Source organism: Mycobacterium gordonae (assembly GCF_002101675.1).
Lineage (GTDB): Bacteria > Actinomycetota > Actinomycetes > Mycobacteriales > Mycobacteriaceae > Mycobacterium > Mycobacterium gordonae.
In genome coordinates this window covers 24,738-50,479 of the sequence record NZ_LQOY01000210.1, presented here as the reverse complement: position 1 = coordinate 50,479, position 25,742 = coordinate 24,738, and the positions used below count along the sequence as shown (strand labels likewise).

Annotated in this window: 27 protein-coding genes; 15 read left to right on the top strand and 12 right to left on the bottom strand. The window is 65.9% G+C overall.

All coding sequences use genetic code 11. The annotated features are described in order from the left end of the window. Positions 1–6: 6 nt before the first annotated feature. The 3 genes from AWC08_RS26985 to AWC08_RS26975 form a co-directional block, all read right to left on the bottom strand. On the bottom strand, positions 7–528 hold the full coding sequence (locus AWC08_RS26985; RefSeq protein WP_065131918.1) for a PaaI family thioesterase: 522 nt from the start codon (positions 526–528) through the stop codon (positions 7–9). 88 nt (positions 529–616) lie between these two features. After that, positions 617–1,390: a DUF2127 domain-containing protein gene (locus AWC08_RS26980; protein ID WP_142283834.1), complete on the bottom strand. Its 774-nt coding sequence runs from the start codon at positions 1,388–1,390 to the stop codon at positions 617–619. 165 nt (positions 1,391–1,555) lie between these two features. Then, positions 1,556–1,930, bottom strand: a complete 375-nt coding sequence (locus AWC08_RS26975) for a carboxymuconolactone decarboxylase family protein (RefSeq protein WP_069434045.1) — start codon at positions 1,928–1,930, stop codon at positions 1,556–1,558. Between the two features lie 73 nt (positions 1,931–2,003). On the opposite strand from AWC08_RS26975, the gene AWC08_RS26970 reads away from it, so the two are divergent. The 5 genes from AWC08_RS26970 to AWC08_RS26950 all read left to right on the top strand — a co-directional run bounded on the left by AWC08_RS26970 (position 2,004) and on the right by AWC08_RS26950 (position 5,179). Beyond that, positions 2,004–2,273: a metal-sensitive transcriptional regulator gene (locus AWC08_RS26970; protein WP_065131920.1), complete on the top strand. Its 270-nt coding sequence runs from the start codon at positions 2,004–2,006 to the stop codon at positions 2,271–2,273. A 32-nt stretch (positions 2,274–2,305) separates the two neighbouring features. Continuing rightward, positions 2,306–2,716 (top strand): DUF302 domain-containing protein, encoded by a 411-nt coding sequence (locus AWC08_RS26965; protein ID WP_069434046.1) that lies wholly within the window; start codon positions 2,306–2,308, stop codon positions 2,714–2,716. A 103-nt stretch (positions 2,717–2,819) separates the two neighbouring features. Continuing rightward, positions 2,820–3,227, top strand: a complete 408-nt coding sequence (locus AWC08_RS26960; protein ID WP_065131922.1) for a nuclear transport factor 2 family protein — start codon at positions 2,820–2,822, stop codon at positions 3,225–3,227. Positions 3,228–3,235: 8 nt separating this feature from the next. Continuing rightward, a complete protein-coding gene (locus AWC08_RS26955) occupies positions 3,236–4,051 on the top strand; it encodes an SDR family NAD(P)-dependent oxidoreductase (protein ID WP_069434047.1) in 816 nt (271 codons plus the stop codon). Between the two features lie 39 nt (positions 4,052–4,090). Beyond that, positions 4,091–5,179 carry a M42 family metallopeptidase gene (locus AWC08_RS26950; protein ID WP_069434048.1) on the top strand — a complete coding sequence of 363 codons (1,089 nt, stop codon included), beginning with the start codon at positions 4,091–4,093 and terminating at the stop codon, positions 5,177–5,179. Here AWC08_RS26950 and AWC08_RS26945 read toward each other — a convergent pair. Beyond that, positions 5,151–5,750, bottom strand: a complete 600-nt coding sequence (locus AWC08_RS26945; RefSeq protein WP_069434049.1) for a class I SAM-dependent methyltransferase — start codon at positions 5,748–5,750, stop codon at positions 5,151–5,153. The two genes, AWC08_RS26950 and AWC08_RS26945, sit on opposite strands and share 29 nt — an antisense overlap. A 66-nt stretch (positions 5,751–5,816) precedes the next feature. Between AWC08_RS26945 and AWC08_RS26940 the strand changes: the two genes are divergently transcribed. Both AWC08_RS26940 and AWC08_RS26935 read left to right on the top strand, forming a co-directional pair. Further along, positions 5,817–8,963, top strand: a complete 3,147-nt coding sequence (locus tag AWC08_RS26940) for an ATP-binding protein (protein WP_069434050.1) — start codon at positions 5,817–5,819, stop codon at positions 8,961–8,963. Continuing rightward, positions 8,960–9,787, top strand: coding sequence for an SDR family oxidoreductase (locus AWC08_RS26935; protein WP_264074095.1), 828 nt, complete (start codon positions 8,960–8,962; stop codon positions 9,785–9,787). The genes AWC08_RS26940 and AWC08_RS26935 overlap by 4 nt, the downstream gene beginning before the upstream one ends. A 193-nt stretch (positions 9,788–9,980) precedes the next feature. On the opposite strand, the gene AWC08_RS26930 is transcribed toward AWC08_RS26935, so the two are convergent. From AWC08_RS26930 to AWC08_RS26910, 5 genes are all read right to left on the bottom strand, one after another. Then, positions 9,981–10,988 (bottom strand): FUSC family protein, encoded by a 1,008-nt coding sequence (locus AWC08_RS26930; RefSeq protein WP_065131926.1) that lies wholly within the window; start codon positions 10,986–10,988, stop codon positions 9,981–9,983. A 20-nt stretch (positions 10,989–11,008) separates the two neighbouring features. Then, positions 11,009–12,757, bottom strand: a complete 1,749-nt coding sequence (locus AWC08_RS26925) for a PE domain-containing protein (RefSeq protein ID WP_085088460.1) — start codon at positions 12,755–12,757, stop codon at positions 11,009–11,011. A 96-nt stretch (positions 12,758–12,853) separates the two neighbouring features. Continuing rightward, a complete protein-coding gene (locus tag AWC08_RS26920) occupies positions 12,854–14,338 on the bottom strand; it encodes a flavin-containing monooxygenase (RefSeq protein ID WP_083271269.1) in 1,485 nt (494 codons plus the stop codon). Positions 14,339–14,391: 53 nt separating this feature from the next. Next, a complete protein-coding gene (locus AWC08_RS26915) occupies positions 14,392–16,191 on the bottom strand; it encodes a flavin-containing monooxygenase (RefSeq protein ID WP_069434501.1) in 1,800 nt (599 codons plus the stop codon). A gap of 57 nt (positions 16,192–16,248) precedes the next feature. Continuing rightward, positions 16,249–16,860, bottom strand: a complete 612-nt coding sequence (locus AWC08_RS26910) for a TetR/AcrR family transcriptional regulator (RefSeq protein WP_069434502.1) — start codon at positions 16,858–16,860, stop codon at positions 16,249–16,251. Positions 16,861–17,011: 151 nt separating this feature from the next. Between AWC08_RS26910 and AWC08_RS26905 the strand changes: the two genes are divergently transcribed. From AWC08_RS26905 to AWC08_RS26895, 3 genes are all read left to right on the top strand, one after another. Continuing rightward, positions 17,012–17,677, top strand: a complete 666-nt coding sequence (locus tag AWC08_RS26905) for a TetR/AcrR family transcriptional regulator (RefSeq protein ID WP_232008012.1) — start codon at positions 17,012–17,014, stop codon at positions 17,675–17,677. Next, on the top strand, positions 17,677–18,657 hold the full coding sequence (locus AWC08_RS26900) for an LLM class flavin-dependent oxidoreductase (protein WP_065136440.1): 981 nt from the start codon (positions 17,677–17,679) through the stop codon (positions 18,655–18,657). The genes AWC08_RS26905 and AWC08_RS26900 overlap by 1 nt, the downstream gene beginning before the upstream one ends. A gap of 115 nt (positions 18,658–18,772) precedes the next feature. Then, entirely contained in the window at positions 18,773–19,489 is a 717-nt protein-coding gene (locus AWC08_RS26895) for a cutinase family protein (RefSeq protein WP_065136441.1), read from the top strand. Positions 19,490–19,493: 4 nt separating this feature from the next. On the opposite strand, the gene AWC08_RS26890 is transcribed toward AWC08_RS26895, so the two are convergent. Continuing rightward, a complete protein-coding gene (locus AWC08_RS26890) occupies positions 19,494–20,096 on the bottom strand; it encodes a TetR/AcrR family transcriptional regulator (protein ID WP_069434507.1) in 603 nt (200 codons plus the stop codon). A gap of 122 nt (positions 20,097–20,218) precedes the next feature. Here AWC08_RS26890 and AWC08_RS26885 point away from each other — a divergent pair, with 122 nt between their 5' ends. Continuing rightward, positions 20,219–20,776, top strand: coding sequence for a pyridoxamine 5'-phosphate oxidase family protein (locus tag AWC08_RS26885; RefSeq protein ID WP_065136442.1), 558 nt, complete (start codon positions 20,219–20,221; stop codon positions 20,774–20,776). 1 nt (position 20,777) lies between these two features. Here the strand turns inward: AWC08_RS26885 and AWC08_RS26880 are convergent, their stop codons facing one another. Further along, entirely contained in the window at positions 20,778–21,251 is a 474-nt protein-coding gene (locus AWC08_RS26880) for an SRPBCC family protein (RefSeq protein WP_069434503.1), read from the bottom strand. Between the two features lie 54 nt (positions 21,252–21,305). Here AWC08_RS26880 and AWC08_RS26875 point away from each other — a divergent pair, with 54 nt between their 5' ends. Beyond that, positions 21,306–22,127, top strand: coding sequence for a mycofactocin-coupled SDR family oxidoreductase (locus tag AWC08_RS26875; RefSeq protein ID WP_069434504.1), 822 nt, complete (start codon positions 21,306–21,308; stop codon positions 22,125–22,127). Between the two features lie 179 nt (positions 22,128–22,306). After that, positions 22,307–23,125 (top strand): polysaccharide deacetylase family protein, encoded by an 819-nt coding sequence (locus AWC08_RS26870; RefSeq protein ID WP_065136470.1) that lies wholly within the window; start codon positions 22,307–22,309, stop codon positions 23,123–23,125. On the opposite strand, the gene AWC08_RS26865 is transcribed toward AWC08_RS26870, so the two are convergent. Then, a complete protein-coding gene (locus tag AWC08_RS26865; RefSeq protein WP_065136444.1) occupies positions 23,112–24,314 on the bottom strand; it encodes an aromatic ring-hydroxylating oxygenase subunit alpha in 1,203 nt (400 codons plus the stop codon). The genes AWC08_RS26870 and AWC08_RS26865 overlap by 14 nt on opposite strands. Before the next feature lie 70 nt (positions 24,315–24,384). Between AWC08_RS26865 and AWC08_RS26860 the strand changes: the two genes are divergently transcribed. Beyond that, positions 24,385–25,179 (top strand): PaaX family transcriptional regulator C-terminal domain-containing protein, encoded by a 795-nt coding sequence (locus tag AWC08_RS26860; protein WP_065136471.1) that lies wholly within the window; start codon positions 24,385–24,387, stop codon positions 25,177–25,179. Next, positions 25,176–25,739, top strand: a complete 564-nt coding sequence (locus AWC08_RS26855; protein WP_065136445.1) for a DUF3558 domain-containing protein — start codon at positions 25,176–25,178, stop codon at positions 25,737–25,739. The genes AWC08_RS26860 and AWC08_RS26855 overlap by 4 nt, the downstream gene beginning before the upstream one ends. The last annotated feature ends 3 nt before the right edge of the window (positions 25,740–25,742 follow it).

Here is a 25,742-nt window from a genome sequence, read left to right as displayed (position 1 = left end):
TCGGTCTCAGGCGTTCAGAATCAGGCAGTTACTGGTGGCGGTGGCCAGCAACTTGCCGGTGCTGCTGGTCAATTTCGCCTCGGCCAGCGCGGTACGCCGGCCCAGGTGCGTCACCGTGCCGGTGCACCGGACCGGCCCGGTCTCCACGCTGATGGCGCCGATGAACCGCACCGACAGATCGAGGCTGGTGTACGCCACCCCGGCGGGCAGCATGCTGTGCACCGCGCACGCGGCCGCCGAATCCAGCAGCGTGCAATACATTCCGCCGTGCACCGACCCGATCGGATTGTAGTGAAACTCGGCCGGCGTCAGGGTGAAGACGGCCGTACCTGGCGAAACCGATTCGAGCCGGCCACCAATGGTGCTCATGACGGGCGGCTGCGGAATCTCGCCGTCCACCATGGCCTGCAGGAACTCCAAGCCGCTGCGGCTGCGCGCCGCCTGCGCCGCGCTGAGGGGGTCTGACCATTCGATGGTCCGGCTTCGCTCGTCTTGCTCACGCTCGGGAACGCACGCGGTTTCGGTCATACGCGGCATCATCCGGCGCTGACTAAACTCAAGTCAAGCTAGCGCCGGTGTTGCCTGGCTCACACCGGCCACTTTCCAGGTACCGGTCTCAGGCAGCCGTCATGGCCGCGCGCTCCAAGTCCAGGAGTTGTTCGCCGTGCCGTTCCTCTTCGTAGGCCTCGCGGCCGCCCCGTATCCCGAACAGCCGCTTGGAAATCAACAGGTAGAGCACCGCGGCGACATTGATCGTCAAAGTCGCCACCCGCGTCGTCGTGACGCCCTTGAGCAGGTCGTGAATCTCCAGCGGCAAAAACACCGACGTGGCGACCACCGCGAAATACTCACCCCAGCGTTTCATCAGCCACAGCCCGACGCCTTCGACGACCTGCAGTACGGCATAGGCGGCGAGCAGGCAGGTGATCAGGGCCAGGGTGGAAGGTTTGGCCGCCAGCGCCTTCTCCAGCTCGTGGATCGCCGACATCTGGTCGACCTTGAAGCCGGCGGCACGAAAGACCGGTAGGTCGCGGTCGAGGGTTGCCTGGATGGCTCCCCGGGCGCCACGGAACGTCCACACCGCCCACGCGGCCAGTCCGAGCACGACCGCTCGTCCGAGCCGCTCGACGGCCAACGCGCGGATGATGATGGCCTGCCGTAACGCCTTGCCGCGCATGATCATCGGCGCGTCCTCGGGATGCCCCCGGCCGTGCGGTTCACCCAGCGCGAAGTCACCGCAGCGCAGGCAGCGCCATACCTCGCCGAGCTCGGTCCTGGCGGACAGGCGCTCGGCCAGTGCCTCGTCATCGGGAGCATAGGTGGCGTGGCCGGCGACCGCGCACGTCACCAACTCCCACCGGTTGACCGCGCGACTCTTACGTTTACCCACGTACGCTCCTTCGGCGAGGCTGAGGCCGATCATTCAACGGGAACAGCAGGCAACGCAAGGTGACGCGCGTCGGTGGCGATGCGCAAAGTCGCCGCGCGCCGCGTCCGCGTTGGCTTCAACCGCGAGCAGTGCACCCGTCGTGCATGACGACGGGAACGGACTCGCCTACGTTTCGGATCGAGCGTCGGCGAATTCGCAGAACGCCTGAAAGGCGCGGGCGCCGTAGATGGTGCCCGGCCCGCCGTGCATCATGATGCTGACACCAATAGCCTCCGCGGCCTCTTCCTTGGTGGCTCCGGCGCGGACCGCCGCTTTAGCGTGGGAGGCGATGCAGCCGTCACATCCGTGCACCACGCCGATCGCGAGCGCGATCAATTCCTTCAACTTCGCATCGAGGGCGCCGGACGCCATGGCTGCTTTGCTCATCTCGCCGAATCCGGCATACGCGCCGGGAATCATCTGCCGCAGCGCACGATGCTGGGGGTTGAGGTCATCCAGAACGCTTTTGTGAACGTCGTGATTAGGGTGCTGTTGGTCCATGGCCAACACTCTACTGATACCGGTAGGGGTATTGGTATATGATGTGGGCAGGGGTGCGACAGGAAGGCATTCGATGAACTCTGACGAAGACACGATGGCGGCGGTGCTCAATCGATTGCGTCGGGCGCAGGGGCAACTCGGCGGCGTGATCGCGATGATCGAGCAGGGCCGAAACTGCAAGGACGTGGTGACCCAACTCGCGGCCGTGTCGAAAGCGCTCGACCGGGCGGGGTTCAAGATCGTCGCCTGCGGCCTGCGTGACTGCATCAACGGCACGCAGCACGGCGACTCGCCGCCCCTGAGCGAGGCCGAGTTGGAAAAGCTGTTCCTGGCTCTGGCCTGAGGAACAGACCTACGAATAGAAAGGGATCAGCCATGACGATAGGAACCACCGGTTTGACCACGACGCTGCACACCTCGTTCAGCGACGCCGTCGAACAGACCACGCAGGCTCTGTCCGAGCAGGGCTTCGGCGTGCTGACCAGCATCGACGTCAAGGCCACGCTGAAGCAAAAGCTCGGCAAGGACATGGAGGACTACCTGATCCTGGGCGCCTGCAACCCGCAGCTCGCACACCGCGCCCTGGACGTCGACCGCCAGATCGGACAGTTGCTGCCGTGCAACGTGGTACTGCGGACGGCCGAGGACGGTGGCGTCCTGGTGGAGGCGATGGACCCGCAGCTGATGGTCCGAGTCGTGGACCAGCCAGGCCTGCAGGAGGTTGCCGACGAGGCCGCGGCCAAACTGCAGGCTGCCATCGGCAAACTCAGTGAGGCAGCGCACTAACGGCGGAGGCCATCGCGGCTTCGTAGGTCCCCGACGCACTCGAGCTGGCCCGGCGGTCGCGGGCCCACCGCGAATAGTCGTGCACCCCAACGGAGACTGAGCGATGACGGAACGCGAAGACAGGCAGGACATTTCCGAGCTGCTGGTGCGCTATGCCACCGGAATCGACCGCCGGGACTGGGCACTGTTTCGCACCGTCTTCACCGATGACTGCGAGCTGGACTACGGCGAGATCGGTTCGTGGAGCGGCATCGACGCCGTCACCGACTTCATGGAGAAGGTTCACGCGCTGGCTGGGCACACCCTGCATCGGTTGAGCAATCAGGACATCACTGTTGATGGTGAGAATGCGGTGGCTCGCACCTACGTCGACGCCCTGATCATGTCCGCCGACAACGCCGGCGGCGTCAACGGAATCGGCTTCTACGACGACGACATCGTGCGCACTTCGCAGGGATGGCGCATCGCACGCCGGCGATTCACCGCCGTGCGAGTCAGTACGGTCGGATAGGAGCCCTGGTGACATTCGCGGCGAAGTACGGACCGTGGGCGCTGGTGGCGGGCGCCTCTGATGGTGTGGGTGCCGCGTTCGCCACCGGGCTGGCCGAACGGGGCGTTAACGTCGTCCTGCTGGCCCGCCGGCAAGCGGTATTGAATGACGTTGCCGCACAAATTGATTCGGCGACCTCCGCGCAAACCCGGACCCTGGCCGTCGATCTCGCACAGCCAGGCGCGGCGGCCGCCATCGCCGAGGCCACCGCCGAACTCGAGATCGGGTTCGTCGTCTATTGCGCGGGGGCCGACCCGAATTTCAAACCGTTCCTGTCCAGTCCGGTCGAGGCCGCCGAGACCATGGTGCAGCGCAACTGCATGGTGTTGATGCAGCTGTGCCATCATTTCGCGCCGTCGATGGTCGAGCGCGGGCGTGGCGGTATCGTCATTTTCGGTTCCGGAGCCGGGTTCGCCGGCGGACCCAATATGGTGGCATACGCCGCTTCGAAAGCTTTCGACATGGTTTTCGCGGAGGCATTGTGGGCCGAGTTGCGCGATAAGGGCGTCGACGTCCTCGGTCTCATCCTCGGCAAGACGGACACCCCCGCGCTGCGCGAACTCGAGTACAGCCGTGGCCGGATCGCTTCGCTCGACCATGTCCCGCCCGGCGCTGTGGCGGTCGACGACGTCATCGCCGAGGCGTTCGAGAACCTGACCAGCGGACCGACCTGGATCGTCGGGGAGGAGCTGCGCGCCGGTATGCAGATATTGGGATCGCTCACCCGCAATCAGGCCGTCCAACTCATCAGCGCCGCCAGTGAAGCGGCAATGGGTTCCGGTTGAGGGGTGTTTGTCCTCGGTAAAGGCGGGCATCACAAGCACGTGAGCGGCCCCCGCAGCGCATTCGACCGAGACCTGCTGCAGGAGTTGTTGTGGACCTACGGTCCCTGCGGCCAGGAGGACGCCGTGCGCGAGGTCTGCCGCCGGGAACTGGAGCCTGTCGTGGACGACAGCTGGACCGATCAGGCGGGCAACCTCGTCGGGCTCATCCGCGGCGGCACGGCCACCCCAGACACCGAGTCGACCCGCGTCATGGCACACCTGGACGAGCTCTCCATGCTGGTCAAACGGGTTGAACCGGACGGTTCCCTGCACGTGACTCCGTTGGGGACCATGTATCCGGGAAATTTCGGGCTCGGGCCGGTGGCCATCCTCGGCCATCACGAAACGCTCATCGGGGTGCTGGCCGTCGGCTCCGAGCACACCACCCGGGAAAGTGAGCGAATTTGGCAGACCAAGCCCGATCAAGGCGATCAGGCGCTGGACTGGACGCACGTCTACGTATTCACCGGCCGCACGCCGGACGAATTGGCCGCCGCCGGCGTACGGCCGGGTACCCGGGTCTGTGTCGAGCGAGGTAAGCGAACGCTGGTGGAATTCGGCGATTATCTCGGTTCGTATTTCATGGACGACCGCGCGCCGGTCGCCGCACTGCTGCAGGCGGCCCGGTCGCTGCACGATGGCGAGGTGCGTCCGGCCCATGACGTGTACCTGGTGTTCACCACCAACGAGGAGGTCGGAGGGATCGGTGGGTCGTATGCCGCCCGCAGTCTTCCCGGCGACGTCACCCTTGCCCTCGAGGTGGGTCCCACTGAACAGGAGTACGCGACCAGCTGCGCTGGTGGTCCGATGGTCGCCTACAGTGACGCCGAGTGCGTCTACGACAAGGACATCGCTGACCGGCTGATGGACATCGCGGAGAAGCTGGGCCTGTCGCCGCAGCCGGCGGTACTCGGCGCCTTCGAGTCCGACGCGTCACACGTGAAGGCAAACGGCTTGTCTCCCCGCGCGGGGCTGCTCTGTCTGCCCACCCTGAGCACTCACGGGTATGAGGTGATCACCCGCCGGGCGATTTCTGAGATGGTCGACGTGCTTCGGGAGTTCATGCTGCGGCCGTCGATCGCCAGCTGATCAGCACCCGTCCATAGAGCAGGCGCCGAATCCGTGCGCCGGGAAGCACCGCACGCACGTGCGCGCGCAACTCGGCGAAGGTGTCCGGCGGAGGCCACTTGATCGGAGCGGTGTGTTCCCACTTGCCCCGGATCTGGTTGACGACACCGCAGGCCATCCACGAGGTCAGATGCCAAACCCCCTCTCGCGCCGAGGGTTTGACGAAGGTGACCACAGCCAGCGTCCCACCCGGGTGCACCAGGGCGGCAAGGCGTGCCAATGCCGCCCGGGTGTCGTCAACGTGGTGCAGTGCGGCGTTGGACACCACCGCGTCGAAGCCGGGCAGTTCGGCCGTCATCACGTCGCCGTGTGTCCACTGGACCGGCACATCCGGGAACCGGGCAATCGCGCGCTTCAACACGGGCTCGTCGATGTCCAGAGCGATGACCCGGGGGATCCGCTCGGCGAGTCTGGCGGCCAGGAAGCCGTCACCGCAGCCGACGTCCAGCACCTTGTGCGCTTCGGCGGGGACCTGGGCGTCGACCAGCGCGTCGTAGTGGATGTTGATATTCCATGGTCGTTGGTTCGACATTTCATCCACCGTAGCTCCGGGAGTTCTATTCTTCGATTGGCGTCAGAACCGGATCGGGGTGCAGGCATGACGAACGCGGTGACCGCGTGCGTGACGTGCGGCACCGCGTTGCGTGCCGCGGCGAAGTTCTGCGACGAGTGCGGAGCGCGGATTGCAGCGTTACCTTCCCCCGCGGAATACAAGCACGTGACGGTGCTTTTCGCTGACGTGGTGCACTCGATGGATATCGCCGCGGCGGTGGGCCCGGAGCGGTTACGCGAGATCATGGCCGAGCTCGTGACGGCCGCCGCGGCGGTTGTGCAACGATTCGGCGGCACTGTGGACAAGTTCACCGGCGACGGGATCATGGCGGTTTTCGGCGCACCGGTCGCGTTGGAGGATCACGCTTTTCGGGCGTGCTTGGCCGCGCTCGGGATTCAGGATGCGATAACGCGGCTTGCTGCCGACGTCACGCACCGGGATGGTATCGACCTGCAGTTGCGGGTGGGATTGAACTCGGGTCAGGTGATCGCCGGTGAAGTCGGCTCTGCTGCTTTGGGTTACACCGCGATCGGCGAGCAGGTCGGCATGGCACAGCGGATGGAATCGGCGGCGCCGCCAGGTGGGGTGATGCTCAGCGAATCAACCGCCCGCCTTGTGCGAGACGTCACCGTGCTGGCCGAGCAGGACCTGGTGCGCATCAAGGGCGCGACTGACCCCGTCCCCGCGCACCGCCTGATTACGACGACAACAGCACACCGCGTCCGCACCGACCCTGAGCTTGTCGGACGCATCTGGGAACTCCAAACCATTACCGGTCTCCTTGACGAAGCTGGTAGCGGGATCGGTTGTGTCATCGGTGTCGTCGGGCCAGGCATCGGAAAGAGCCGCATCGTCCGCGAGGCGGCGGCACTCGCTCACGTCCGTGGCATCAAGGTCTTCACCACTTACTGCGAGTCCCATACCAGTGACATTCCTTTCCACGTTGTGACCGGACTGCTGCGCGCCGCCCTGGAAATCGGTCCGCTGGACGACGAGGCTGCGCGTGCTCAGGTGCGTGAACTTGTCCCGGATGCCGACCCGGAAGACCTGATGCTCCTCGATGACCTGCTGGGCATCGCCGACCCCGGCATCGAGCCGCCCGGCGTCGAAGCCGATGCACGTCGACGCAGGCTGACCGCCCTGGTGAATGCGGCATCGCTGTCTCGTACGGAGCCGGTGATGTATGTGATCGAGGATGCCCATTGGGTCGATGAAGCCAGCGAATCGATGTTCGCCGACTTCTTGGCCGTGATCCCACAGACCGCGTCTCTGGTCTTGATCACTTACCGCCCCGAGTACCGCGGTGCGCTCACAACGATGCCGGGCGCTCAGACGATCGCTTTGCGTCCTCTGAATTCGACCCAGACAGCTGCCCTGATCGGTGAATTGCTCGGCGGCGACTCATCGGTGCGCGCTCTGACCGACGCTATCGCCGAACGTGTCTGTGGGAATCCGTTTTTCGCGGAGGAGATGGTGCGTGACCTCGCTGAGCGTGGAGCGCTGGAAGGGGTCCGCGGATCTTATCTGCTGCACGGCGAAGTCGCGGCGACGTTGCCGCCCACTTTGCACGCCGCCATCGCGGCGCGGGTGGACCGGCTCAGTCGCCGTGCCAAGCGGACCTTGAATGCCGCAGCGGTTATCGGATCACGCTTCACGCCCGAACTGGTCGCGCTGCTCGGCGTCGATCCAGTCGTCGAAGAACTGGTCCATGGTGAACTGATCGACCAGATCGGATTCACGCCCCAGGTGGAATACGCCTTCCGCCATCCGCTGATCCGGGCAGTGGCGTACGAATCACAGCTGAAATCTGACCGTGCCGAACTACACCGGAGGCTGGCCGCCGCGATCGAACAGCGCCAATCGGCTGACGAAAACGCTCCGCTCATCGCCGAACACCTGAGTGCCGCCGGCGATTTGAGCGCCGCGTTCGACTGGCACATGCGGGCCGGCACCTGGCTGACTCATCGCGACATCACAGCCGCGCGGGCCAGTTGGCGACACGCGCGCGACGTCGCTGACCGACTAGCAGACGCCGATCACGCGGCCACGACGATGCGGGTAGCGCCACGGACACTTTTGTGTGCCAGTGCCTGGATGGCAGGTGGCAGCATGGCGGACACCGGGTTTGACGAATTGCGCGCCCTTGCCTCCGCGGCGGGCGATCAGGTATCGCTGGCAACCGGCATGGCCGGGTGGCTGTCGGCAGCTTTGGTTCACGCCCGATTCCACGAAGGATCTCGGCTGGCTGCCGAACTCGTCGACCTGCTGGAGTCGATAGGCGACCCAACACTGACACTCGCGTTGTCGTACAGCGCGGTCACCGCGAAGTATCAGCACGGCGAGCTGTCGGCCGCAATTGATCTGGCTGAGAAGATGATTGATCTGTCGGAGGGAGACCCGGCGAAAGGTGACCTGATCATAGGATCCCCGCTGGCGGCCGCGACCCTCCTGCAAGGCTGTGCCAAATGTTTCGTCGGTAACCCGGAATGGAGGACCGACGTCGACCAGGCTTCCGCCCTGGTTCGAGCCTTCGACCCGACACTGCGAGCGATAATCTCGATGTTCAAGTACGTCTTGCACGCCGTCGGTGCTTGGCTTCCGGACGACGCAGCCCTGCAGGAAACAGCGGAAATGCTTGACATCGCGGAACGCTCGGGCGACAACCTCACGCTGGCTTGCGCTCAATACGCGCGTGGTCTCGCCCTAGCATCCCATCCGGGTCCCGAGCGCGAAGACGCCCACCCCTTGATGTCCGCGGCCCGCAATGCTGCCCTGCACGAACGCTCGATGATGTCGCTTGCCACTTTTATCGACGTGTGGGAGGCCGGCGAAAGGATCCGGTACGGCCTTGAGGGTGCGGTCGAACTTTCCCGGGTAGCCGTCGAGACGGACTACGCGTCCGGCGACATGACAATGCTCGCCTGTGCCACCGACACCCTGGTCCGGGCACTACTGCAACGAGGTGAGACTAGCGACGTGCTGGAAGCGCAGGCAGCCGTCGAGCGGCTGGCATCCGAGCCCACCGAACCTGGATTCATCATGAATGAACTCTGGCTGCTTCGGATGCGCGCGCTCCTGGCCAGGGCGCATGGCGACGACGAGGATTACCGCGATCATCGCCATCGCTACCGTGAGATGGCGAATTCACTTGGCTTCGAAGGGCATATTGCCTGGGCAAGGGAGATGCAGTGACGGTATACCGCGAAGTGCTGACCGTGATCGGCGCCGGCGGCATGGGTCAGGCGATTGCCCGGCGGCTGGGTTCGTCGAAGACGGTGCTGCTGGCTGACAACAACGAACGGGTGCTGACCTCGGTGGCCGAATCGCTCTCCGCGGACGGCTACGACGTCGAGAGTCAACCGGTCGACGTCTCCGCGGCCCAGTCTGTCCGCGCGCTGGCGACCTTCGCCGCCTCCCTCGGCCCCGTCGTTCAGCTGGCCCATACCGCCGGACTCTCCCCCGCGCAGGCCTCCGCCGACGCGATCCTCGCCGTCGACCTACTCGGTGTTGCCTTGGTACTGCAGGAATTCGGCGATGTCATCGCACCCGGCGGCGCGGGCGTTGTCATCGCCAGCATGGCGGGGCACTTCATGCCACCGTTGACGGCCGAGCAGGAAAAGGCGCTGGCGCACAGTCCACCCGAGGAACTGCTCACCCTGGACTTCGTGACCAGGATCAGCGAACCGAACTTCGCCTACCCAGTTGCCAAACAGGCCAACCATCTTCGCGTTCGCGCGGCCAGTGCGCACTGGGGCCGTCAGGGCGCCCGCATCAACTCGATCAGCCCCGGCATCATCTCCACCCCGATGGGACAGCAGGAACTCGACTCACCCGTGGGTGACGGGATGCGGGCCATGATCGCCATGTCCGGCACCGGGCGCATCGGGACCCCGGACGACATCGCGGCAGCCACGGCGTTTCTGCTCGGCAGCGACGCCTCGTTTATTACCGGCACCGACCTGCTGGTGGACGGCGGTGTCGTCGCCGCAGTGAAAGCTGGCTCGCCGTATTCTTGACCACGATCGCGGTCCCCGCCAAAGCGATTGCGACGATACCGAGGACGTTGAGCCACGACACCCCGCCGAGCCAACGCAGACGGCCACTCACAGCGATCCCCGCTCCTACGCTCGACGTGCAATTCGACGATGCTAGCGATCGGGCCATCGCCAGGCAGCGGTGAGAATCAGGCAGAAAATAAGGCCATGGCGCTCACGGCCGCAGGTCGACGACCCGCTGCAGGTCGTCGGCGCAGGCCTTTACGACGTTGGCCAACATCATCCCCTCGACGTCGGTGGAGTCCAACGACGCCGTGCATCCGCAGGCGGACCGCACGTGTGCGCTCGCGGCGTCGGCGTCACCCTCGATGTCAGTGAGACCACTGGCGAGTTCACCGATTGCCTCCCGCACGGGTTGGGGCAGTCCCGCCCCACCATGCACCGGCGCCGCGATGCGGGCCAAGTGCAGCACGGAGCCGGCCAGCAGCGTCATTTCCGCGGCCTGCCGATCGGCGGTTTCAACGGCGGCGCGCAGGTTCCGGCGCAGCGGTGCGAATCTAGCCAGCAGTCGCGCGTGATAGCGCGCCTCGATGAGGTCGTCAAGCCGCTCGTGCACCCGGTCGGCCGCCGGCCGGATCTGATCTGATTGCGTGAGAACGTGTTCCAGAGCCCGCAACACCTCAACGCGGGCCTCACGCAGAATCCTCACCGGGTTTCCCGGGAACAGCACGAGGCTCATCGCCAGGGCCAGACCGCCGCCGATCATCGCTTCCTGCAGGCGCTCGAAGAGCCGGTCACCGCCGGTGATCGCCATCACCAATACGGCTGACCCGGCGGTCTGGTTGGCGAATGTCAGTCCCTCGCCGAGAAATCCGTGACCGATCAACACCGCGATGCACAGCGCGAGGAACACCGCCCCGGACATCGCGATCCATTCGCTGCCGAGCAGCAGTTGTACCGCGGCGCCCAGGCCGATGCCCAGGGCCACGCCGCAGATGTTCTGGATCACCCGCTGAGCGTGAAACACGTTGCTGGCCGACAGTGTTACCGCCGCGGTGATCGGCGCGAAGAAGGGATCGGAATGACCTAGCAGGTCGTGGGCGATGTACCAGGCCAGTCCGGCGGCGGCAGAGGCCTGCACGATCGCCCACAACACGTCGCCCAGCCGGCGGGCCGCCAGCTGACTGTTGCCCTTTGTCCTGGTGAGCAGCGAAGCGTTCATCACGCCTGCTTACACCAACATCAGCGAATGTTGAACTCGTGCAACGTTTGGCCGGTTCCCTCGCTGACCGTCACGTAGCCCTGACCGTCGGGGTGGAAGGCGATCGCTTCACCCTGTGTCTCACTGACGGCGGGTGCGTCGACCGGCGGCTTGTCGAATGGAGACCAGGCGCTGGTTCCCGGTGCGCGATCCCAGAGCAGGACATCGCGATACGTGCGCACCGCCAGTTGCGAGCCGTCCGGTGAGAAGTCCGCGGCGGTTACCAGCTTCGACGAAGAGTCTGACATGTCAAGCGTGGCAACCTGCTTCCACTGCGTCGCGGCACTGCTGCTGCCCGCGCTGGACCAGCCGGCGTCCGGAGCGACGAACACCCGGGAGACGTTGCCGCTGGTCTTCTCGACGACCACGAGGTTGTGCGTGTTCGGGTCGACCGCAAGCGCCTCGGAGTTGATTTTCTCCCCGTCGGGATATTGAAGCTTGAGCTGTTCGACTCCCGACAGCGAGCCGCTGGTGGGATTGCTTGCCGTGCCGGTGACGATCGGCTCGGGAACCCGGTAGACGGTGACGCTGCTGCGCGACAGGCCGTTGTCCCCGATGTCCCCGACGTAGATGTACGACTTGCCATCCGGGCCCTTGGCAACCTCGATGTCCTCCCAGTCGCTCGCCGTGGCGCCACTGAGCTTGTAGGTGGCCAGGGTCTGACCGGTCTTGGCGTCGACAGCGAAGATCCGCGCCGTGTCTCCGGAATCGTTGTGCACCCAGTAGACATTCGGGTTGTTGATCCCGGCGTCGACGCCGGAGATCTCTTTGAGGTTGCCGTCGGTGATGGTTCCACCGTTGGAGGAACTGATGTTGCCGTCGCGGGCCGCGTCCACAGCGTTCTGGCCAGAGGGGTCGGTCGGGTTGCCCGGGTCGGTCGGGGTACCGGGGTCGGTCGGGGTACCCGGGTCGGTCGGAGTGCCCGGGTCGCTGGGGACGCTGACCTTGGTTCCCGTTGCGCCCTGCGCGCCGTCGTGGCCGGCGAGCCGGCCCCCGGAGCCGCCCGCGCCACCCGCACCCGGCGTTTGACCGGACCCGCCGGTACCGCCGTTGCCGCCGTCGCCGGCCAATCCCGCGTTGCCCCCGGCACCGCCGGTACCACCGATCGCGCCGGAACCGCCGACGCCGCCCGCACCACCGTTGCCCGCCAGCAGCCCGCCGTTGCCGCCCCGGCCGCCCGCCGGAGCCGGCCGGGTGGCATCGACGCCGGCACCCCCCTGCCCGCCCGCGCCGCCGTTACCGATCAGCCCGGCGCTGCCGCCGTTGCCGCCGGTTTGGCCGGCCGCCCCCGATCCGCCCTTACCGCCGTTGCCGTACAGCAGTCCACCGGCTCCACCGTCGGCACCGGAGCCGGCCGCCCCGTCGGCGCCGTTCCCGATCAGCGGACGGCCGACGAGTGTCCGGGTCGGCGCGTTGATCAGGTTCAGCGCCTGTTCGAGCGGGTTGACGTTGGCCAGTTCGGCTGCGGCATACGAGCCCGCCCCGGACGTCAGCAGCCGCACAAATTCCTGGTGAAAGGCCTCGACCTGGGTGTTGAGCGCCTGGTACTCCCGGGCGTGACCGGCGAACAGCGCGGCGATGGCCGCCGACACTTCGTCTCCGGCCGCAGCCAGGATCGTCGTCGTCGGTGACGCCGCCGCGGTGTGCGCGGCGGCCAGCGTTGACCCGATCCCCGCCAACTCCGACGCCGCCGCCGACACCATCTCGGGGATTGCGACAACGTACGACATCGGCGACCTTCCAGACGGCTATAACCAATCAATTGATCGTATGTGCGGCGCCCAGTCACCGGAGGCGTTTTACCAAATAATCAATCAGTTGATAGTTTAGACCCGGTTGGTCGGGGTCTTCGCGGCAATTTTCGGCGATACAACCCGGTCGTGCGCCCAATCGCCGGGCTTGACACGCCAGGTACGGCGCGCGTACTCCAACTCGGTGTACGGCCACTGGGTCACCACACGGCCACTCGGCGACCGGAAGTAACTGTCGCATTGCGTCCAGATGGAGCGTTCCAGGTCCGCCGAGAGGCGCTCGTTGTACCGCCGCTCCGCCTCCGCGCGCACACTGAGATATCCCCCATGACGCGCGATCCGAGAGACCGCACTCGCCACCAACCTGGCGCCCGCCTCGAGGATGTAGACGATCGAATTCCCACCCTGATTGGTGTTGGGCCCATACAGCATGAAGAAGTTCGGGAACCCCGACACCGCGACACCCAGGTAAGCGCTCGGGTCTTCGCCCCACCGCTCGTGCAGGCTCTGTCCCCGCGCGCCCACCACCTCGATGCCCGACAGGTAGTGCGAGGTTTCGAATCCGGTGGCCAACACCACGGCATCGACGTCGGCCGTGACGCCCGACGCGGTGACCACCGCGGTGGTAGTCAACCGCTCGATGGGATCGGTGACCAGGGTGACGTTGTCCCGTTGCAGCGCTCGATAGAAATCGTCGCCCAGCAACACGCGCTTGCAGCGGAACGGATAGTCCGGCGTCAACGCCCGGCGCAGTTGCTCGTCGGGCACGGTGCGCTCCAGGAAGGACGTAGCGAATTCAGAGCGCGCGGCGACGATCGGGTCGTCGGCCATCGTCGCGGTGTTGTCGTGCTGGAATTTCCAGATCTGCCAACGCTTCCGGCGTGCCGCCAGCGGGTTGCGGCGGAACTTGGTCAATTCGGTTTCGCTGTAGGGCCGGTCCTCCTTGGGCACCATCCACGGCGGTGTGCGCTGGAATACCGTGAGGTGTTCGGCGATCTTGGCCAGTTCGGGAACGACCTGCACGCCGCTGGCACCGGTGCCGATCACGGCCAGCCGTCTACCCGTCAGATCGACGCCGTGATCCCACTGCGCGGTGTGCATCACGGTGCCGCCGAAGTCGGCCAGGCCCGCGATATCGGGAAGCCGCACCGAACCGAAAAGCCCAGCGGCACAGACGACGGCGTCGACAACCAGGTGCTGGGTGCCTGCTCGGCAATCCAGCTGCAGATGCCACTGCCCGGCATCGTCGTCCCAGCGTGCGTAGCGCAGCCGGGTGTCGAGCATCAGATGGCGGCCGAGGTCGTAATCGTCGACCACCGACTCCAGGTAGGCCAGTATCTCGGGCTGCCGAGCGTAGGTCCGGCTCCAGGATTTGTTGGGCGCGAACGAAAACGAGTACAGATGGCTCTGGATGTCGCAGGCCGCGCCCGGGTAGGTGTTGCGCCGCCAGGTGCCCCCCACACCGTCGTCGGCTTCGATGATCACCAGGTCGTCGATGCCGGCGCGGCGCAGCGCCACTGCCGCACCCAGGCCGCCGAACCCCGCGCCGATGATCGCCACCTTCGGCGACGGCCGGCGGCGGGTGGCCGCCCTGATGCGGCCGAGGACGTACTTCACCGAAGGTCCCTGGTGGGCCGGACCTCGAGCCCGGCCAGGTCTCCGTCGGCTCGCCAGGCTGCCAGCAGATCGGCATATTCGGTAGGGCCACCGAAGAAGAAGCTGCCCTGGCGGGTCTTGGCGTCGGCCTTGCCTTCCCGGTTGTAGTAGCCGGGCGTACAGGTCCTGGCCCGTTCGGCGGTGGCTGCGGAGCGCTGCACCACCGTCTGGACCCAGGTGGCTTCGGCAGCCTCCGATGCCTCAACCTCGGCGACTCCGTGTTCCAGAGCCCAGGCGATGATCCAGGCGGCGTGGGTGGCCTGAATGTCCAGCAGATACGGGAAATTCACGGTGAGCCCCGCTTGGGCGATGCTCTCGATGAAGCAGTTGGGAAATCCGTTTGCGCACAGGCCCTGGAAGGTTCGCACACCGTCGCTCCACCGCTCGGTCAATGTCACGCCGTCGCGGCCGATCAACTCGAACCCGGTGCGGCGGCAGTAGTCGGTGCCCACTTCGAAACCCGTTGCGAAGATCAGCAAGTCGAGCTCGTAGGTCATCCCGTCGACCACTACGCCCGCCCCGGTGATCTGCTCCACGCCCCGTCCGCGGGTGTCCACCAGAGTCACGTTGTCGCGGTTGAAGGTCTGCAGGTAGTCGTCATGGAAACAGGGTCGCTTACAGAAGTAGCCGTACCAGGGCTTGAGCGCCTCGGCCGTCGCGCGATCGACCACGATCTCGTCGACCCGCGCCCGGATCTCCTCCATTTTGGCGAAGTCGGCGATCTCGATGTCCCTGGTGCGTTGCTCCGGGCTGACGGTGGCATCGGTGTCATGGCGCATCACCGGCAGCTTGCGGGTGATGCTCGTCCACGCATCGGCGACCAAATCCTCCTCGGCCTGCCCGCCGGAGGTGAGTATCTGGAAATTGTCGATCCGCCGGCGCTGCCAACCCGGCTCTAAGGTGTTGGCCCACATGGGGTCTGTAGGTCCGTTGGCCCGGACGTCGACGGACGACGGCGTGCGCTGGAAGACATACAGCCGCTGCGCCGCCGCCGCCAGATGCGGCACACACTGCACCGCGGTGGCGCCGGTACCGATGATGCCGACCCGCTTGTCGGCCAAATGTTCCAACTGCGGACCGGTGTATTCGTAGTCCCAACGACTGGTGTGAAAGGTGTGGCCCCGGAACTCATTGATGCCGGGAATGCCGGGCAGCTTCGGCTTGGCCTGATACCCGTTGGCCATCGAGATGAACTTCGCCCGCATCTCATCGCCGTGATTCGTCTTGATAACCCAGCGGGAAGTGTCCGCCTCCCAACGGATTTCGTGCACATCGGTCTGCAGGCAGGCATCCCGGTACAGATCGTAGTGCTCGGCGATGCGCCGGCAGTGCCCGAAGATCTCAGATCCCCTCGCATACTTGTGCTCGGGAATGTAACCGAGCTCTTCCAGCAGCGGGATGTAGACGTAGGACTCGACATCGCAGGCGATTCCCGGATAGCGGTTCCAGTACCAGGTGCCGCCGACATCGGCCGCCCGGTCGATCAGCCGGATGCTGTCGACCCCGAGCTGGCGTAGCCGAACGCCGGTCAGCAGTCCGCCGAATCCGGCGCCGACAATCGCCACGTCCACCTCGTCGGTGACCGGCTGGCGGGTGAAGTTCTTGTCGGCCCACGGGTCGTCGGCAAAACGGGCGAACTCCCCCGCGATCTCCACATACTGGCCGATCCCGTCCGGACGCAGCCGGCGCCCGCGCTCGAGGGCGTACTTCTGGCGCAGCGCTTCTACGTCCAATGTGCGTCCGACAGTCCCGGTCACCTTCGACCTCCGTGAGCCCGCCTGGATAATCGATCGCTTGATCGCATCAAGCAGATGCTAGCTTCCCGGGGCGAAGAGTTCCCCCCTGACCATTACTTTGGCCGCATTCAAGGCCGCCTGGTAGTCATCGGCCGGCAGCGTCGCGGCCAGCTCCGTCAGGCCATAGATGAGCGCGTAGATCGCTTCCTCGGTGGCGCGCGGGTCGGGCTGAGCTCCGAGCTCACCGTTGCGGCAGGCCTGCTCAACCAGGCCCTCGATGATCTCGCGGAACCGCTCGAACCGGGCTTCCCCGCCGAACTTCGCGAAGTGCTCCGCCCGGATCGCCCACTCAAATGCCGCCAGATCGGGGTACTCACGCATCAAGGCGCCGCATTCGTCCAGCACGGCCTCGATCCGGTCGACGGCAGGACCCGGACCGGCGGCCGCCTTGCGCAGCCGGGGAACGGCCGTGTCGGCCCGGTCTCTGACCGTGGCTTCGAGCAGTTCGGCCTTGTTCGGAAAGTAGTTGTAGAGACTAGCGCTGGTGACGTTGGCCGTCCGGGCGATCTCACGAATCGTGGCCCGGGAGTAACCGACCTGCGCCACGCAGCGCATCGTCGCGCCGATGATCCGGCGGCGAGTCTCCTCGCCACTTGCGCCGACAGGGCGGCCCAGCTGGGTTCCGGCCATGGTGAGCCGTGTCCTCACTCGTGTAGCTGTCCACCTCAAGAGGTGGGGTCGGTGTCGTGGTCGAATATATTCGACCGATCAATTAGTTCCTGCGGCCGCCGGTCGCGGTCGGTAGGCGATTTTCGGCGATTCTCGATGGGGGCAATACGGCGTGACAGTCAGTTCTTCCCTGTCCGATCCGTCGCCGCCGGGAACTCAGCTCGGCCGTCCGGTGGGCGCAGACGGTGAGCAGACCCGCCACCGGATCATGGCTGCGGCGATGCGGTGCGTGGCTGAGGTCGGCTATTCGCAGACGACGATCCGGGAGATCGCCCGGGCCGCAGACATGACCAGCGGCAGCCTTTACCACTATTTCCCGAACAAGGCCGAACTGCTCAAGGCGACCAGTGAGGAGATCGAGAACATCGTCCTGCCCCGACTGCGTGCTGCCGTCGAGGGCTCTGATGACGTCGCCGACCAGCTTGATGCCGTGCTGGACGAATCGAAGCGGCTGATGCGCGACTATCCCCACCTGGCCGCTTTCCTACGCGCCGTGCGCTCCGGCAGTACCACTCAGTCGGTGCTGAGCGGCGGACAATATCCCGGCTCGAAGGCGCTGCGCGACGTCGTCACCGAGATCGTCGAGAATGCGCACAGTCGCGGCGCGCTCTCACCGGCCACCAACACCGCGGCCGCCATCGATGCCATCTGCGCACTGACCCGCGGCCTGACGGAACCGGCGGCGCGCAGCTCCCGGGAGTCCTATGACGCCACGCTGAGCGCCGCCAAGCGGATGATCAGGGGGACCCTGTTCGCGCGCCCGAAACCCGGCAGCTGATGACGGAACTGCTTACCGCGCTGCGGCTGAACATGACCAATGTCGCGAATCCGGCCGCGCCCCATGGTGATCGCTACCGCGCCGCACTGGAGATGGCGGAATTCGCCGACCACAGCGGCTTGACGGCGATCAGCGGCGAGGAACACCACCTGGCCGCCACCGGTTGGCTCCCGTCACCGTTGTTGCTGGCGGCCGCGGTGGCGGGACGGACCCGTCGCATCCGCATCAGCATCAACGCGCTCATCGTCCCGCTCTACGATCCGATCAGGCTCGCCGAAGACATCGCGGTGCTCGACAACCTGGCCCAGGGCCGGTTCAGTTTCGTGGCCGGAATGGGTTATCGCCCTGAGGAATACCGTGCGGTCGGCAAAGAGTGGTCGCGGCGCGGCGCCTTGATGGACCGCTGTCTCTCGGTGCTGTTGAAGGCGTGGGGTGACGAGCCCTTCGAGTACGACGGCGCCGTCGTCAATGTCACGCCCAAGCCGCACACCCGTCCGCACCCGTTCTTCTTCGTCGGCGGGATGACCGTGGCCGCGGCGCGCCGGGCGGCGCGTTTCGGGTTGCCGTTCTCGCCGCCGATGGCCATGCCCGAGTTGGTGACCGTCTATACCGACGAGTTGCGCAAGCACGGCAAGACGGGCTTCGCCTACTACCCCGAGAACGGCAGCACGGTCACCTTGCTGCATCCGGACCCGGACGAGGCCTGGTCCCGCTACGGCGAGTTCATCATGAACGAGGCTGTCGAGTACTCCGGCTGGAAACGGGACGGGGTTCCCCGGCCGAACGAGGCGCCGGCGGCGTCGGTTGCCGATCTGCGGCGGCTCAACAACGTGGAGATCCTCACTCCGGACCAGTTGCTCGCGCAGATCCATGGCGGCCGAAAAGACATCGTGATGAACCCCTTGGTCGGCGGTCTGCCGATCGACGAGGGGTGGGCCAGTCTGCACCGCTTGGTCGACGAAGTGCTCCCGAACGTGTGAAACGGTTCGGGCCCTACACCATGGGAAATCCGCTTGAACCCATGCTGTGAAAATTCACAGTAATAATACGCTTGCGGTGGTTTGGATACCGGATACTCGGGGCAAAATAAGCGGCATGATCACCCGTTTTCTCGGTTCCGCAGCAGCCGCGGCTGCGGGTTTCAGCGCCCTCGTCCTGCCCTTCGCCACGCCCGTTGCGTCGGCTGAGCCGTGCCCCGATGTGGAGGTGGTGTACGCCAGGGGTACCGGTGAGGAAGGCCTCGGCGCCACCGGACAGGCATTCGTCGACGCCCTGCGCCCGCGGATCGGCACGCAGTCCATGGGCGTGTACTCCGTCAACTACCCGGCCAGCGAGGAGTGGGCTACCGGGGTCGACGGAATCCGGGACGCCGGCGCGCACGTCAACTCGATGGCGGGCGCCTGCCCCAAGACCAAGATGGTGCTCTCCGGCTTCTCGCAGGGCGCCGCGGTCATGGGCTTCGTCACCTCCGCCAGAGTTCCGGACGGCGTCGACCCCGCGACTGTGCCCAAGCCGCTGGATCCGGCTGTGGCCGAACATGTTTCATCCGTGGTCCTGTTCGGGACGCCCAACACGCGAGCGATGGAATTCCTGGGTCAGCCGCAGGTGGCGATCGGTCCGCTCTACCAGGCGAAGACCCTCAAGATCTGCGCGCCTGACGACCCGGTGTGCTCGCAGGGAATGAACTTCGCCGCGCACAACTCCTACGCTGATGACGGGGCGATGATCGACCAGGGCGCCGCTTTCGCTGCCGCGCGACTGGGCAGCGGCGCCCCTGCGCCGGCGCCCGCACCGTCCGGCTTCGGCAACTGACGGATCAGGACCGACGGGCCAACCCTGCGCAGATGAGCCGCAGGCCGAAGCTGAACTCATCGGCCAGCGGCACCGGCAAGTATCCGGCGACCGCGGCGGTCGCCGGATACGTCGCGGGATCGAGGCGGCCGAACGCCTCAGCCGCCGCGGCATCCTGTTCCTCGGACGCAGCCGACGCCCGCACCTGCATGGCGAAGCCCAGGACGTAGCGCGAGAGGGTGGCGTAGGTACGCGCTGCGGACTCCGCGGAGAACCCGTTGCCCAGTAACAAGCTGAGCAAGAACTCCCGCTGAGCCATGGCATTCGGCCCCACCGGGACATGTCCGAGCAGCAACGGCGCGGCGTTGCCATGCCGCCCAAGGGCGTCAAACATGGCGTGCCCGAACGCAATACACGCCTCGTCCCACGGCAGCCCGGGGGCGCGATCGATCACCACCTCGCCGAGCATCCGGTCCACCACCATGGCCACCAGTTCGGCCCGGTTGGCGAAGTGCCGGTACAGCGTCGCCGTGCCCGAGCCCAGGCGCTGGGCCAGTGACCGCATGGACAGCGCCTCGGCGCCTTCTTCGTCGACGAGTTCGAGGGCCACGCCGACGATCCGGTCCAGAGGCAGCGCCGGGCGTCCCCGGGACCGAGCTCGAGCAGGGTTGACATCGCCAGTATTTATGGACACACTGTATCCATAAATAGTCCGCGGGTCAACGCCCCTGCCATGTAGGACGTTTCAGGATGCTTCTCCCCCTCGCAGCCGAGCCCTTCACGGCTCCCACCGACCGCGACATGCTCCCCTCGGAGCGACGCGAATTCGTCCGCACACACCGCACGGCGGTGTTCGGCTACCGCAGGCGCAACGACGGACCGGCGATGTCGATCGTCTATTACATCCCCACCGACGGCGGCGAACTGCTCGTTTCCACCATGGCCGGTCGCGGCAAGGCCCGAATCATCGAGCGCGACAACAAGATCAGCCTGTGCGTGCTGGACGAGCGCTGGCCTTTCACCTATCTGCAGGTCTACACCGACGCGACGTTGGATGCGGACCGCGACCTGGCGGTCGACGTGATGATGGCGGTGGCCGGACGGATGTCGGGCCAGCCTCTCGGGCCCGAGGCGCGCCCGTCGATCGAGGCAATGTGCGACCGCGAGAATCGCGTGGTGATCCGGTGCCGTCCCTACTCGACGTTCGCCACGCCGCCGCGGCACCTGCACCGCAATGACCAGGTCGAACAGCTCTCGCACTGGGTTTCCGGCGTGGTGCCCTGGGATGCCGCCGATCCGGCGGCATGAATCACCGCGTCGCGTAGCGGTCGCGCAGCTTGGCCAGCGTCGCTTCGATACCGGACGCGTTCGCCTTGGCGAAACCCATCCGCTCGTAGTACTTGAGCTTCTTCTTCAGCGTCCCGGCGTCGTGGTAGTCGAAGGTCTCGGTGACCTGAGTGAGGGTGGGCGACAGCGCCTGGAATTCCCACCGCCACCGGTGGCCCAGCGGGTGCCGCCACTCGATCAGCTCGTCGGGCTTGAACGCGGTCACTGTGCTGGTGATGCGGTAAGGCAGGGCGAACATCTTCATGTTCGTGGAGAACTTCGAACCTTCGGCGAGCTGAGCCGGGGCCTTGACGTTGGCCTGCACCGTGCCCGAGCCATCTAGTTCACGGTGCCGCCGGGGGTCAGCGGCCATCGCGAACAACTCCGATGCCGGCGCGGCCACCTCCACCCTGCGACTGACCCTTCGGGGCCCCCTGTCGACAACAATGACAGTCATGCTGCCAGCCTATCGTCGGACCCGTCGAGGGAGCACGACCGCGCAGGGAGACCGATGACTAAGCCACTGGACGGACGCGTCGCGTTGATCACCGGCGCCGCACGGGGGCAGGGGCGGGCGCACGCCGTGCGACTGAGCGCTGACGGCGCCGACGTCATCGCCCTCGACCTCGCCGGCCCGCTGCCGTCCAGCGTTCCCTATGACTCGCCGACGCCTGACGACCTCGCCGAGACCGCGCGGCTCGTCCAGGCCAATGGCCGGCGGGTCGTGACGTCGGCGGTCGACGTGCGCGACCTGGACGCGCTGACGACCGCCGTGGACCGCGGGGTGGGTGAACTCGGCCGTCTCGACGTCATCGTCGCCAATGCGGGCATCTGCAATCCCGCGGCCTGGGATCAGATCACCGCTCAAGCATTCCGGGACACCATCGACACCAACGTCCTCGGCACCTGGAACACCGTGATGGCCGGCGCCCATCCCATCATCGACGGTGGCCGCGGGGGCTCGATCATCCTGATCGGATCGGCCGCAGGGATCAGGATGCAGTCGTTCATGATCCACTACACCGCCAGTAAGCACGCCGTCGTCGGCATGGCACGCGGGTTCGCCGCCGAACTCGGCCGGCACAACATTCGGGTGAACAGCCTCAATCCGGGAGCAGTTGCCACCCCGATGGGTACCGGCCGGATGCGCGAAGCCATGGAATCGGCCGCCGACACCCACCCGCACCTGCGTGACATGCATAAGCCGCTGTTACCCGAGGGCATCGCCCAGCCCGAGGACATCGCCGATGCCGTCGCCTGGCTGGCATCCGATCAATCCAAGTTCGTAACCGGAACGCAGCTGTCGGTCGACATCGGCATCGGCTACTGCTGATTTGTGATTGCCGCAACACTTCGGCGCTGCTGGGGCGTTGCGCCGGAGATGTCCGCGCAGGTCATGGTACGGTTCGCTGCTGTGGTGTCGTTGCTGGTGGAGCGGTTTTGCGGCCCGGGTGCGGGTCCGCAAGGTTCCTGGCGCACCCGGAGATCGATTGCGGCCCTCGAATGTCAGAGCTGAGCCGCCGCCGTTTCCTTGGATCCCTCGCCGTCACCACCGTCGCGGGCGTAGGTCTGGCTCGATGCATGGTGGATCCGCGCACGCAGACATTCGCGCAGGCCCCGGCGGCCGATGCCGCTGCCGCCGCGCCACCTGCCGGGCCGACCGTCGCGGGACTGCTGCCGCCGCCACCGCCGAGCGCACGCGTACGGCTGCCCGGCGGCGGCGTGCTCAGCCAGCTCCCGGGCAGTGGTGACCTGCTGGCGCTGACCGTCGACGACGGGACCAACAGCGAGGTGGTGCGGGCTTACACGCAGTTCGCCAAGGACACCGGTATCCGGTTGACGTACTTCGTCAACGGCACCTACGACTCCTGGACCGATAATCTGGCGTTGCTCCGGCCGTTGGTCGAATCCGGGCAGATCGAACTCGGCAACCACACCTGGTCACACCCCGATTTGACGACGCTGTCCAAGGGCGAGATCGCCAAGCAGCTGATGCGCAACGACGATTTCTTGAAGAAGACGTACGGTGTCGGCGCCAAACCCTATTGGCGGCCACCGTATGCCAAGCACAACGCCGACGTCGACGCGGTGGCCGCCGACCTGGGCTACAGCGTTCCGGTCCTGTGGTCGGGCTCGTTGTCGGACTCGACGCTGATCACCGAGGAATACATCGTGAAGATGGCCGACCAGTACTTCACGCCGCAGTCGATCGTGATCGGGCACCTCAATCACCTGCCCGTCACCCACGTCTACCCGCAGCTGGTCGACATCATCCGCGCGCGCAATCTGCGCACCGTCACCTTCAACGACATTTTCCTCAAGACGCCGTAATGGCCGGCGTCGATCGCGCCAAGCGCTCGTCGAGCACCGCGTGAAAATGCCCGGCCGCACTCTCGTGCCTGCCGAATTCGACAAAAGCGTTCGCCCCGGAACTCAAGCCGCGCTGAACGCCCTCTGACATCTCGTTATCCTCCACGGTTCCGCGCGCGATGAGCGTGCCCGCGGCCGCCGGGTTAGGTTGACCCACATCGCTTTCCGATCGATCGGCCATCTCCGGCCGGACCATCGAATAGACGGTGACCATGCTGTGCCCGATGTCGACCGGGTCGACCACGATCATCAACATCAGGTCGGGGAACGTCGCCAGCATCACGTTGGGAAAAAGCTGATACAGGTATGTCACCCGGGCGTCAGTGCTCCAGGTGCTCTCTGGTCGGTCACGCAGCCGCTCAATGTTGCGGTAGGGGAAGGTCAGACGGGAATTCGGGCCGAACACCTCCACCACGTTGAGGTCGTCGTACTGCAGCGGGAAGAAGGTGTCTTTGTGCGTCGAGCGGATGTGGTAGCCCTCCAGGAACTGCTCGACGAGGACCTTCCAATTCATCGGTCGTAACGTGGCGTCGACATACACGAGTCGTTGCGCGGGCACGAGCTTGTCGCGCCACGGAGTTCCGTCGGTCAACCAGGCCAGGGCGTCGTCGTCCGGATCAGGACGCGAATCCAGCGCGTCAATGACGACCAGGCCGTCCACCTCATGGCTGTCGACCTCGATCAACCCCCGGCCCGGCAGGTCGAGATCGGGAAATGCCTCCTGGTGTGGGACATGGGCGAGTGACCCGTCCAGCCGGTAGGTCCAGCCGTGGTAGCGGCACACCAGGGCGTGGGCACATCCGGCGCCCTCGACGAGCGTGAACCCTCTGTGACGGCACGCATTCCGGAAGACCCGTGCGCGCCGGTCCCGACCGCGCACCGCGAACAGCGGCACCCCGAACGCCGTCCGTTCGACGTGGTCCCCCGGGTTCGGGATCGCCGCAGACGGTACGAAGACGCTTGGCATCGACCGCAACATCTTCAGCTCCTGGGCGAATCGCGTTGCGTCCAGATAGTTTACGACCGGTTCGCGCCAGGCGGCGCCCTCATCGGTGGTGCCGGCGTCGATATGGGCCAGGACTCGCCGAACTATCTCGACGTCATCGGCAACCAACGGCTTCGTCGGGGAGGCCACGTTGGTCAGTATCACAGTTTGAATGCCACACGTCAACAATTTAGTGATATGGGGCCTGATCGGCGAAGATGTATCGGTGCCCGCCATGTCCGGATCTCGTGTGCGCGAACTGATCGGTGACCGACCGCTCAGCGCACGTTCGGTGCTCGCATCGGCATTGTTGGGCTCTGACGAGGCCCGGCTGCCGGTGTCGAATCTGGTGGCACTGGCGTCCCTGTTCGGCATCAGCGACGGCGCCGCCCGCACCTGCCTGTGGCGGATGGTCAGCAACGGAGAACTCACTGCCGACGAAGGCAGCTACGCACTCGCGGGCCGGTTGGCCGAACGCCGCCAGCGGGTCGACGAGGCTTCTCGAATCGACGATGTCAGACAATGGGACGGCACGTGGGAGCTTGCCATCGTCTCGGTGGAGCGGCGCAGCGCATCCGATCGGCTGGAACTGCGCAAGGCAGCGATGGCCCTGCACCTGGCCGACTTTCGGGAAGGCGTCTGGATACGCCCGGACAATCTTGACCCGCAACGCCTTTCGGCGTCCCGTGCGGTCCTGGACCGACAGTGCACGCATTTCCACGGTGCGGCTACCGACATCACTGCCGACAAGATGCGGTCGTTGTTCGCCCTCGACGGCTGGGCCGACGACGCCAGGGCGCTCATCGACGCGATGCGGACCGCGCTCGAGGGTAACCGGCACGACAATTCGGTCGAGCACTTCACCGACGAGTTCGCGCTGTCGATCGCGGTGGTCCGGCACCTTCAACTCGACCCGCTGCTGCCCGCTGAGCTCGTCGAAGATCACTGGCCGGGCAACGCATTACGCAGCACCTACCGCCGGTTCGACGACGCCTTCAAGATGCGGATGAACGCGGTGTTCGACGGATGAGCGGGTTTCGGGATCGCCTGCTGGTACCGGTCCTGTGCCCGGTTCTGGTGGCCTTGCTGCCGCTGTTGGCCGCGTGCGCCGGCGGCTCGCACGGGGCCGGCGGGCCACCGTCCTCCACGGCCGCGCCCAACACGAAACAGGCGAAGCACGGCCCGTTCTTCCCCGAGTGCGGTGGCGTCAGCGATCAAACCCTCGCGCAGCTCACCGGCGTCTCGGGATTGGTGGTCACCGCCCGCAACGCGGTCGGATGTCAGTGGTTGGTGAGCGGCAGCATCGGCGGCCCGTGGTTCTCGTTCAGCTGGTTTCGCGGCAGCCCCATCGGTCGCGAACGAAAGAATGAGGACCTGAGCCGGACCACGGTCAACGACATCACCATCGACGGTCACAGCGGCTACATCGCCGCGGCCACCGACCGGCTTGGCACCCGGCTCTGCGACGTCTCCATTCAATACCAGGACGACTTCTTCGAATGGTCAATCCAATTCGTGGAAAAGCCGTTTCCTGACCCGTGTGCCATCGCCACGGAGCTGGCGCGCCAGACCATTGCGTTGGTGAAGTAAGTT

Coding starts and splice junctions, on each gene's coding strand:
- AWC08_RS26985 (WP_065131918.1), bottom strand. CDS start 528: ATGACCGAAACCGCGTGCGTTCCCGAGCGTGAGCAAGACGAGCGAAGC.
- AWC08_RS26975 (WP_069434045.1), bottom strand. CDS start 1,930: ATGGACCAACAGCACCCTAATCACGACGTTCACAAAAGCGTTCTGGAT.
- AWC08_RS26970 (WP_065131920.1), top strand. CDS start 2,004: ATGAACTCTGACGAAGACACGATGGCGGCGGTGCTCAATCGATTGCGT.
- AWC08_RS26965 (WP_069434046.1), top strand. CDS start 2,306: ATGACGATAGGAACCACCGGTTTGACCACGACGCTGCACACCTCGTTC.
- AWC08_RS26960 (WP_065131922.1), top strand. CDS start 2,820: ATGACGGAACGCGAAGACAGGCAGGACATTTCCGAGCTGCTGGTGCGC.
- AWC08_RS26945 (WP_069434049.1), bottom strand. CDS start 5,750: ATGTCGAACCAACGACCATGGAATATCAACATCCACTACGACGCGCTG.
- AWC08_RS26940 (WP_069434050.1), top strand. CDS start 5,817: ATGACGAACGCGGTGACCGCGTGCGTGACGTGCGGCACCGCGTTGCGT.
- AWC08_RS26930 (WP_065131926.1), bottom strand. CDS start 10,988: ATGAACGCTTCGCTGCTCACCAGGACAAAGGGCAACAGTCAGCTGGCG.
- AWC08_RS26925 (WP_085088460.1), bottom strand. CDS start 12,757: ATGTCGTACGTTGTCGCAATCCCCGAGATGGTGTCGGCGGCGGCGTCG.
- AWC08_RS26910 (WP_069434502.1), bottom strand. CDS start 16,860: ATGGCCGGAACCCAGCTGGGCCGCCCTGTCGGCGCAAGTGGCGAGGAG.
- AWC08_RS26900 (WP_065136440.1), top strand. CDS start 17,677: ATGACGGAACTGCTTACCGCGCTGCGGCTGAACATGACCAATGTCGCG.
- AWC08_RS26895 (WP_065136441.1), top strand. CDS start 18,773: ATGATCACCCGTTTTCTCGGTTCCGCAGCAGCCGCGGCTGCGGGTTTC.
- AWC08_RS26885 (WP_065136442.1), top strand. CDS start 20,219: ATGCTTCTCCCCCTCGCAGCCGAGCCCTTCACGGCTCCCACCGACCGC.
- AWC08_RS26880 (WP_069434503.1), bottom strand. CDS start 21,251: ATGACTGTCATTGTTGTCGACAGGGGGCCCCGAAGGGTCAGTCGCAGG.
- AWC08_RS26875 (WP_069434504.1), top strand. CDS start 21,306: ATGACTAAGCCACTGGACGGACGCGTCGCGTTGATCACCGGCGCCGCA.
- AWC08_RS26860 (WP_065136471.1), top strand. CDS start 24,385: ATGTCCGGATCTCGTGTGCGCGAACTGATCGGTGACCGACCGCTCAGC.
- AWC08_RS26855 (WP_065136445.1), top strand. CDS start 25,176: ATGAGCGGGTTTCGGGATCGCCTGCTGGTACCGGTCCTGTGCCCGGTT.